We start from the raw sequence: 5620 nt of genomic DNA, 5'->3' as shown, positions 1-5620 counted from the left end.
CCGGCCCATTTCTGCATCACGTCCACCTGGCGCAGGATGTCGGCGCCGTAGCCCTGCTCGCGCACGAACAGCTCGAACAGGTGGAACACGTGATCGGTGACGATGGCCGGCACGTCCGAACGGCGCGCAAACTCCGACATGTGCCGCAGGTCCTTGGTCATCAGACCGAGCTGGAAGCCGCCCTCGAAGCCCGGCGTCAGCATGAACTCCGGCCGCTTGCAGAAAAAATTCATACCGGTGCCCTTGTCCAGCACCTGCGCCGCCTGCTGCACGTCGATGCCGTGCTTGGCGGCGACCAGCAGGCCCTCGATGGCCGCCACGCCGGCCGCCGAGCAGACCATGTTGTTGACCATCTTCACGATCTGCCCGGCGCCGACCGGGCCGACGTGGAACACGTAACGGGCCATGCGCTCCAGGATCGGCCGCGCCTGGGCCACGTCCGGCTCGCTGCCGCCAACGCAGAAGGTGAGCGCGCGCTTGGGCAACGCCTTGGCGCCGCCCTCCTCGCCGGTGATGGCGGCATCCACGTAGCGCAGGCCGGCCTGCGCCAGCTGGGCGGCGATGTCGCGGCTGCGCTCCGGGTAGCCGGAGGTGGTGTCCACCACCAGCAGGCCGTCGCGGGCGCCGTCGATGATGCCGTCCGGCTCCAGGCAGGCGCTGGCCACCGCCTCGGACTGCGGCAGCGACAGCAGCACCAGCGGGCAGTTTTCGGCCACCGCGCGGGCCGAGTTGTGGCCGGTCACGCCGGGCCGCTCGGCCGCCGCGGCGGTGCGCGCCGGGTCCAGGTCGAAGGCGTGCACCACATAGCCGTCCTCGGCCAGCAGGCGCGCCATGTTGGCGCCCAGACTGCCGAGCCCGATGACCCCGATGTGCTGGCTCATCGTCGTTTCTCCTGTGTTTGGATGTGCCGAAAAATTCCGTCCCTGGAGTTTTTCGGCGCGCTGTTTTTTGGTGTGGCGCCCGCCCGACTCAGTACGTGTGCACCACGCCATTGACCACGCGCTGATACTCGCCGCCGGCCGTGGTGGTGATGGCGAAATACGACAGCGGCGCGGTGCCGGTATTGCGGATGCCGTGCACCTGGTTGCGCGGGATCACCACCGCCTGGCCGGCTTTGATGGGGTATTCCGCATAGTCGGCGCTGCCGGGCTCGCCCTTCAGGTAATGCCCCTCGCCCTCGACGATCAGGAAGCAATGCGCCGAGTACGGGTGCGAGTGCGACTCGTTGGCCTGCCCCGGCAGCAGGTTCCACGACACGATGCCCAGGTCCGCCCCGTCGGCGTACACCGGCACCACGGTTTCCTTGTCCGGCGAATACTTGATGAAATCGCGCGGGTCGAGCGTGCCGGAGGGCAGCGTCTCGGGCGTCAGCATGCCGGGTAGGGGTTTCATGAGGGTTCTCCTTGGTAAGCGGGGATGGATGTTGGCCGATCGGTCGTTAGGCGGACTATCATCGGTGCCACCGCGGCACCGAAACAAGGGGGAGACGCCATGCACCAGCCGCAAGCCGTGACCGGTCCCTGCGTGTGGCAGGGCACCGACTACCGCAATCCCGCCGATTGGGTCTATACCCTGTCCGATGCGGCGCTGGCCGACATCGACCGCGCCGTGCGCCGCGTGCGCGAGGCGGGGCTCGACCTGGACGACGTCACGCCGGCCGAGTTCGACCTGCCGGCGCTGGCGGACGATCTGGCCGCCATGGCCGACATCCTGCACCGCGGCCGCGGTTTCGTGCGCCTGCAGGGCATCGACCGCGCCCGCTACAGCGACGACGAGCTCGGCATCATCCTGTGGGGCCTGGGCACGCACCTGGGCGTCGGCGTGTCGCAAAGCCAGCGCGGCGACCGCCTCGGCCACGTGCAGGACCGCGGCGAGGTCGGCCGCTACTACGGCATCGGTGGGCCGATCGAGGTGCACATGGACCCGGTCGACGTGACCGGCCTCATGTGCCTAGCGGCCGCCAAGAGCGGCGGCGCCACGCCGCTGATGAGCTCGTTCGCCGTGCACAACGCCATCCTCGCCGAGCGGCCGGACCTGCTGGCGGTGCTGTACCGTGGCTTTCACTACGGCAGCGAGACGGTCATCACCGGCAACCCGCCGGTGTCGGCGCAGCGCATCCCGGTGTTCAACGTCATCGACGGCGAACCGGACTGCTTTTTCCTGCCGGCCGCCATCCGCGGCCCGAACGGCGAGCCGCGCAGCGCGCTGCCGGCCATAGAACAAGAAGCCATCGCCTACCTGCAGGCCGTGGCCGACCGGCCGCAGATGAAAATCGACATGCTCATCGACCCGGCCGCGGTGCAGTTCATCAACAACCGCGTCATCCTGCACGCCCGCGCCGACTACCAGGACTGGCCCGAGCCCGAACGCAAGCGCCACCTGCTGCGCCTGTGGCTGATGATGCCGTCCTGGCCCAAGCGCCCGCCCGAGGTGCAGATGCTGCGCAACACCGACCGCGCCGGCGGGGGTATTGCCAGGGCCCGGTAGCGCCGCGCCGCCGAAACCGTAGGAGGGGAGCGGCTTCAGCCGCGAATGCCACCCGCCCCCGTTGGGGAGGTCGAGACATTCGCGGCTGAAGCCGCTCCTACAAATTTCCGCAGCCGCCGGCAGCCGCGCAGGGCGGAATGGCGCAGCGTATTCCGCCATGGGCGTCGGCGTATCGCGGCCCGGCGGGTTACCGCTGCGTCTAACTCGTCCTACGTGCTGCGCTCTGTTAAGGAAGGGCTGAAAAATTCCGTCCATGGAATTTTTCAGCTCGCCGTCGCGCGGTACACGCCCGCGCGGCGCTCCATGAATCAATGGCTTACGCCCTTGATTCATGCCGGGGCATCCTGCCCCGGAGGGAACCGCTGAATAAATCAGCGGTTCCTTAATCAAGAAGTTGCGTTCTTTGGGCACGCCGGGGCATCCTGCCCTCGACAGGGGCGGCCGGCCAAGGTCAGCATTTTCGCCGGCTTTCGGCTCCCAAAAACCGAGGTCATGACGCATGAGCACGGCAAAGGACGAAGCAAGGGCACTCCTCGACAAGTTGCCCGATGATTGCTCGCTCGAAGACATCCAATACCACTTGTATGTGGTGGAAAAAATCCACCAGGGCATCCGGCGCGCGCAAACCGAGGGCACCATCAGCCAGGACGAGGCAGAACGGGCGTTCGATCGATGGACCGCGCGGTAAGGTGGTCGCCGGAAGCCATTAGCAGGCCGTTGAAACAGTGCTCCTAAAGCACGCAGGGTTGCGCCGCAAAGTGCGTCGCCTTACTTTTTTATCATCGATAATCTATAGGTAAAACGCCATGGCCACCGCCACGCTATCGCCCAAATTCCAGATCAGCATCCCCAAGGCTCTGCGTGAACAGCTCAACCTGCACGCCGGCCAGCGGTTCGTTGTGTTGGCGCGCGGCGAGTCCATCGTGCTGGTGCCGCAGCGCAGCCTGGACGAGCTGCGCGGACGCCTGCGCGGTGCCGGCACAGCCGATGTGCGCGAACGGCAGGATCGCGTCTGAATGGTGCTGGTGGATACCTGCGGCTGGATCGAGTGGCTGACCGACGGGCCGCTGGCCGACGCCTTTCGGCCCCATCTCGAGCAGACCGACGTGCTGCTCGTGCCGACGCTGGTCCAGTACGAACTCGCCAAATGGATCACGCGCGAACGCGACGAAACCCTGGCGCTGGAAGTCATCGGCCTCACCCATCAGGCCCGCGTGGTGGCGCTGGACACATCCCTCGCACTCGGTGCGGCCGCGTTGGCACTGGAGCATCGATTGGCCATGGCCGACGCCGTGATCTATGCCACCGCTCGCGCTCACGGCGCGACCGTCGTGACCAGCGATGCGCATTTCGAGCACCTTTCCGGCGTGACGTATTTACGCCAGCACACGACACCCGGCTGACGACTGCCGAGCAGGCCGGGTGGAATTCCGGGTTGACCACCGATACCGCCCTCGTTGCTCCACACGCCCTCTCCCCCGGCCAGAAGAGGGTGGCCGCAGGTCGGCAGGGGGCGGGCCGGGGTGGCAGCGCGTCCCGGCGGGCTCGGTCGTGCCGGCGAAACACCCGCCAGCAGCCCCATCTGCCGCGCAGCGCGACAAAGGCGCTGCCCTTTTTCCCGACCGCGCAGGAAATCGCCGCATGACCGCCACCCAAACCACCGCCGTGCGCCTGCCGCCGCAACAGGTGGACATCATCCGCGCCGCGGTGGCAGACATCTTCGGTACTGACGCCGGCGTGTGGCTGTTCGGCTCGCGCGCCGACCCCGATCAGCGCGGCGGTGACATCGATCTGTACGTCGAGACGCCCTGCGACACTGCCACGGCGCTGCAGCGCGCCGGCCGCCTGTACGCACGCCTGCAGCGCGAACTTGGCGAGCAGCGCATCGACATCGTCACCCGCAGCCCGGGCGAGCCCGAGCAGGCCATCCACCGTGCCGCCCGCGCCAGCGGGGTGCGCCTGTGACCGATCCCAACCCGGCCCTGGAACGGCTGCGCCAGTTGCTGGCGCTGGTGGCGCGCGACGAATTCCACCTGCTCGGCGTGCGCGAGCGCCTGTTCGGCGGCCTGCCGGACGCGCAGCTCACCGAAGCCTGGCTGCGGCACACCCTGGCCACGCCCGAGGGCATCGACCGGGTGGAATCCTTTGGCGCCAAATTCGGGCGCATGCAGGACACGCTGGTCGACAAACTGCTGCCGGCCCTGCTGCGCGCCAGCGCCGAGCTGCCCGGCTGCGCTCGACAACCTGCACCGCGCCGAGCGCCTCGGCCTGCTGCAGCACGCCGACGAGTGGGCTGCCATGCGCTTGGTGCGCAACCGGCTGGTGCACGAATACTTCGAGCGCCCCGAAGCCATGCTGCCGGCGTTGCTCAGCGCCCGGCATTTCGTCGACACCCTGTGCGCCGCACATGCCGCCATGCGTGCCTACGCACAAAGCCGCTTCGGCGGCTGACCCACCCCGCCGCCAGGACGTAGGAGCGGCTTCAGCCGCGACTCCCCCAGCCCGAACCAGCCGCCGCGGCCAGCCCGCGTTTCGCGGTCCGGCGGGTTACGGCTGCGCCTAACCCGCCCTACATCCGTCGTGTTGCCGCGTGCGGGCGAGGCTCGCCGCAGACCGGGGGAAGGGCGCGCGCCCCAACCCTCCGCCGCCGCGCCGCCCCACCGCCGAGAACGCCGTAGGAGCGGCTTCAGCCGCGAACCGCCCAGCCCAAACCAGCCGGCCCGGACCTGCGCCACCGCAGCGCGCCGCTGGCGGCCGCTCAAGCACCCGCGCCGCGGCGACGATATGCTGCACACCCCGCCAGCGCCAGAACCCAGCCGCCCGACTTGAGCGCACCCGCCACTCTCACCAAACTGCTGGCCTGGCGCCCCGGCGGCTACCTGCGCGCGAGCGGTGGCTTGTTCGGCTGGCTGCTGCTGCGTGCGGCGGCGCAGGCGGCGATGGTCGTGCTGCTCGCCCGCGTGCTGGGGGTGGAAGGTTACGGCCTGTTCGTCACCGCCCTGGCGGTGAGCGGCTTTTTCTCGCCCATCGCCGGCCTGGGGCTGGGGGGACTCTTGCTGCGCGACGGCGCGCGCGAACCGGCGGCGTTGCCCCGCCAGCTGGGCATGGCGCTCGCGCTGTGGTGGCCGGCGGC

General features: G+C 68.9%; 9 protein-coding genes. 7 read left to right on the top strand and 2 right to left on the bottom strand.

Annotated elements, in window-relative coordinates; all coding sequences use genetic code 11:
* Both PHC73_RS11035 and PHC73_RS11030 read right to left on the bottom strand, forming a co-directional pair.
* The coding region (locus PHC73_RS11035) for an NAD(P)-dependent oxidoreductase (RefSeq protein WP_300128012.1) at positions 1 to 881 on the bottom strand (881 nt) is incomplete at its 3' end.
* Between the two features lie 88 nt (positions 882 to 969).
* The gene (locus tag PHC73_RS11030; RefSeq protein WP_300128009.1) at positions 970 to 1392 is read right to left on the bottom strand and encodes a cupin domain-containing protein; all 423 of its coding nucleotides are present in this window, start codon (positions 1390 to 1392) and stop codon (positions 970 to 972) included.
* A gap of 99 nt (positions 1393 to 1491) precedes the next feature.
* Here PHC73_RS11030 and PHC73_RS11025 point away from each other — a divergent pair, with 99 nt between their 5' ends.
* From PHC73_RS11025 to PHC73_RS10995, 7 genes are all read left to right on the top strand, one after another.
* Entirely contained in the window at positions 1492 to 2487 is a 996-nt protein-coding gene (locus PHC73_RS11025) for a TauD/TfdA family dioxygenase (protein ID WP_300128006.1), read from the top strand.
* Positions 2488 to 2986: 499 nt separating this feature from the next.
* A complete protein-coding gene (locus PHC73_RS11020; protein WP_300128003.1) occupies positions 2987 to 3175 on the top strand; it encodes a hypothetical protein in 189 nt (62 codons plus the stop codon).
* Between the two features lie 118 nt (positions 3176 to 3293).
* Positions 3294 to 3503 (top strand): AbrB/MazE/SpoVT family DNA-binding domain-containing protein, encoded by a 210-nt coding sequence (locus tag PHC73_RS11015; protein WP_300128000.1) that lies wholly within the window; start codon positions 3294 to 3296, stop codon positions 3501 to 3503.
* Complete coding sequence (locus PHC73_RS11010; protein WP_300127997.1) at positions 3504 to 3890, top strand: type II toxin-antitoxin system VapC family toxin; 387 nt, start codon at positions 3504 to 3506, stop codon at positions 3888 to 3890.
* 238 nt (positions 3891 to 4128) lie between these two features.
* On the top strand, positions 4129 to 4452 hold the full coding sequence (locus PHC73_RS11005) for a nucleotidyltransferase domain-containing protein (protein ID WP_300127994.1): 324 nt from the start codon (positions 4129 to 4131) through the stop codon (positions 4450 to 4452).
* Between the two features lie 333 nt (positions 4453 to 4785).
* Positions 4786 to 4938: a hypothetical protein gene (locus PHC73_RS11000; RefSeq protein WP_300127991.1), complete on the top strand. Its 153-nt coding sequence runs from the start codon at positions 4786 to 4788 to the stop codon at positions 4936 to 4938.
* Between the two features lie 374 nt (positions 4939 to 5312).
* A partial coding sequence (locus PHC73_RS10995; protein ID WP_300127989.1) for an oligosaccharide flippase family protein occupies positions 5313 to 5620 on the top strand: 308 nt, incomplete at its 3' end.

Source organism: Immundisolibacter sp. (assembly GCF_028696615.1).
Classification (GTDB): domain Bacteria; phylum Pseudomonadota; class Gammaproteobacteria; order Immundisolibacterales; family Immundisolibacteraceae; genus Immundisolibacter.
The sequence above is the reverse complement of the archived record's forward strand: the minus strand, read 5'-3'. Positions and strand labels throughout refer to the sequence as shown.

What these genes read in the sequence shown, in the direction of transcription:
- PHC73_RS11030 (WP_300128009.1), bottom strand. Translation starts at nt 1,392, where the DNA reads ATGAAACCCCTACCCGGCATGCTGACGCCCGAGACGCTGCCCTCCGGC.
- PHC73_RS11025 (WP_300128006.1), top strand. Translation starts at nt 1,492, where the DNA reads ATGCACCAGCCGCAAGCCGTGACCGGTCCCTGCGTGTGGCAGGGCACC.
- PHC73_RS11020 (WP_300128003.1), top strand. Translation starts at nt 2,987, where the DNA reads ATGAGCACGGCAAAGGACGAAGCAAGGGCACTCCTCGACAAGTTGCCC.
- PHC73_RS11015 (WP_300128000.1), top strand. Translation starts at nt 3,294, where the DNA reads ATGGCCACCGCCACGCTATCGCCCAAATTCCAGATCAGCATCCCCAAG.
- PHC73_RS11010 (WP_300127997.1), top strand. Translation starts at nt 3,504, where the DNA reads ATGGTGCTGGTGGATACCTGCGGCTGGATCGAGTGGCTGACCGACGGG.
- PHC73_RS11005 (WP_300127994.1), top strand. Translation starts at nt 4,129, where the DNA reads ATGACCGCCACCCAAACCACCGCCGTGCGCCTGCCGCCGCAACAGGTG.
- PHC73_RS11000 (WP_300127991.1), top strand. Translation starts at nt 4,786, where the DNA reads ATGCGCTTGGTGCGCAACCGGCTGGTGCACGAATACTTCGAGCGCCCC.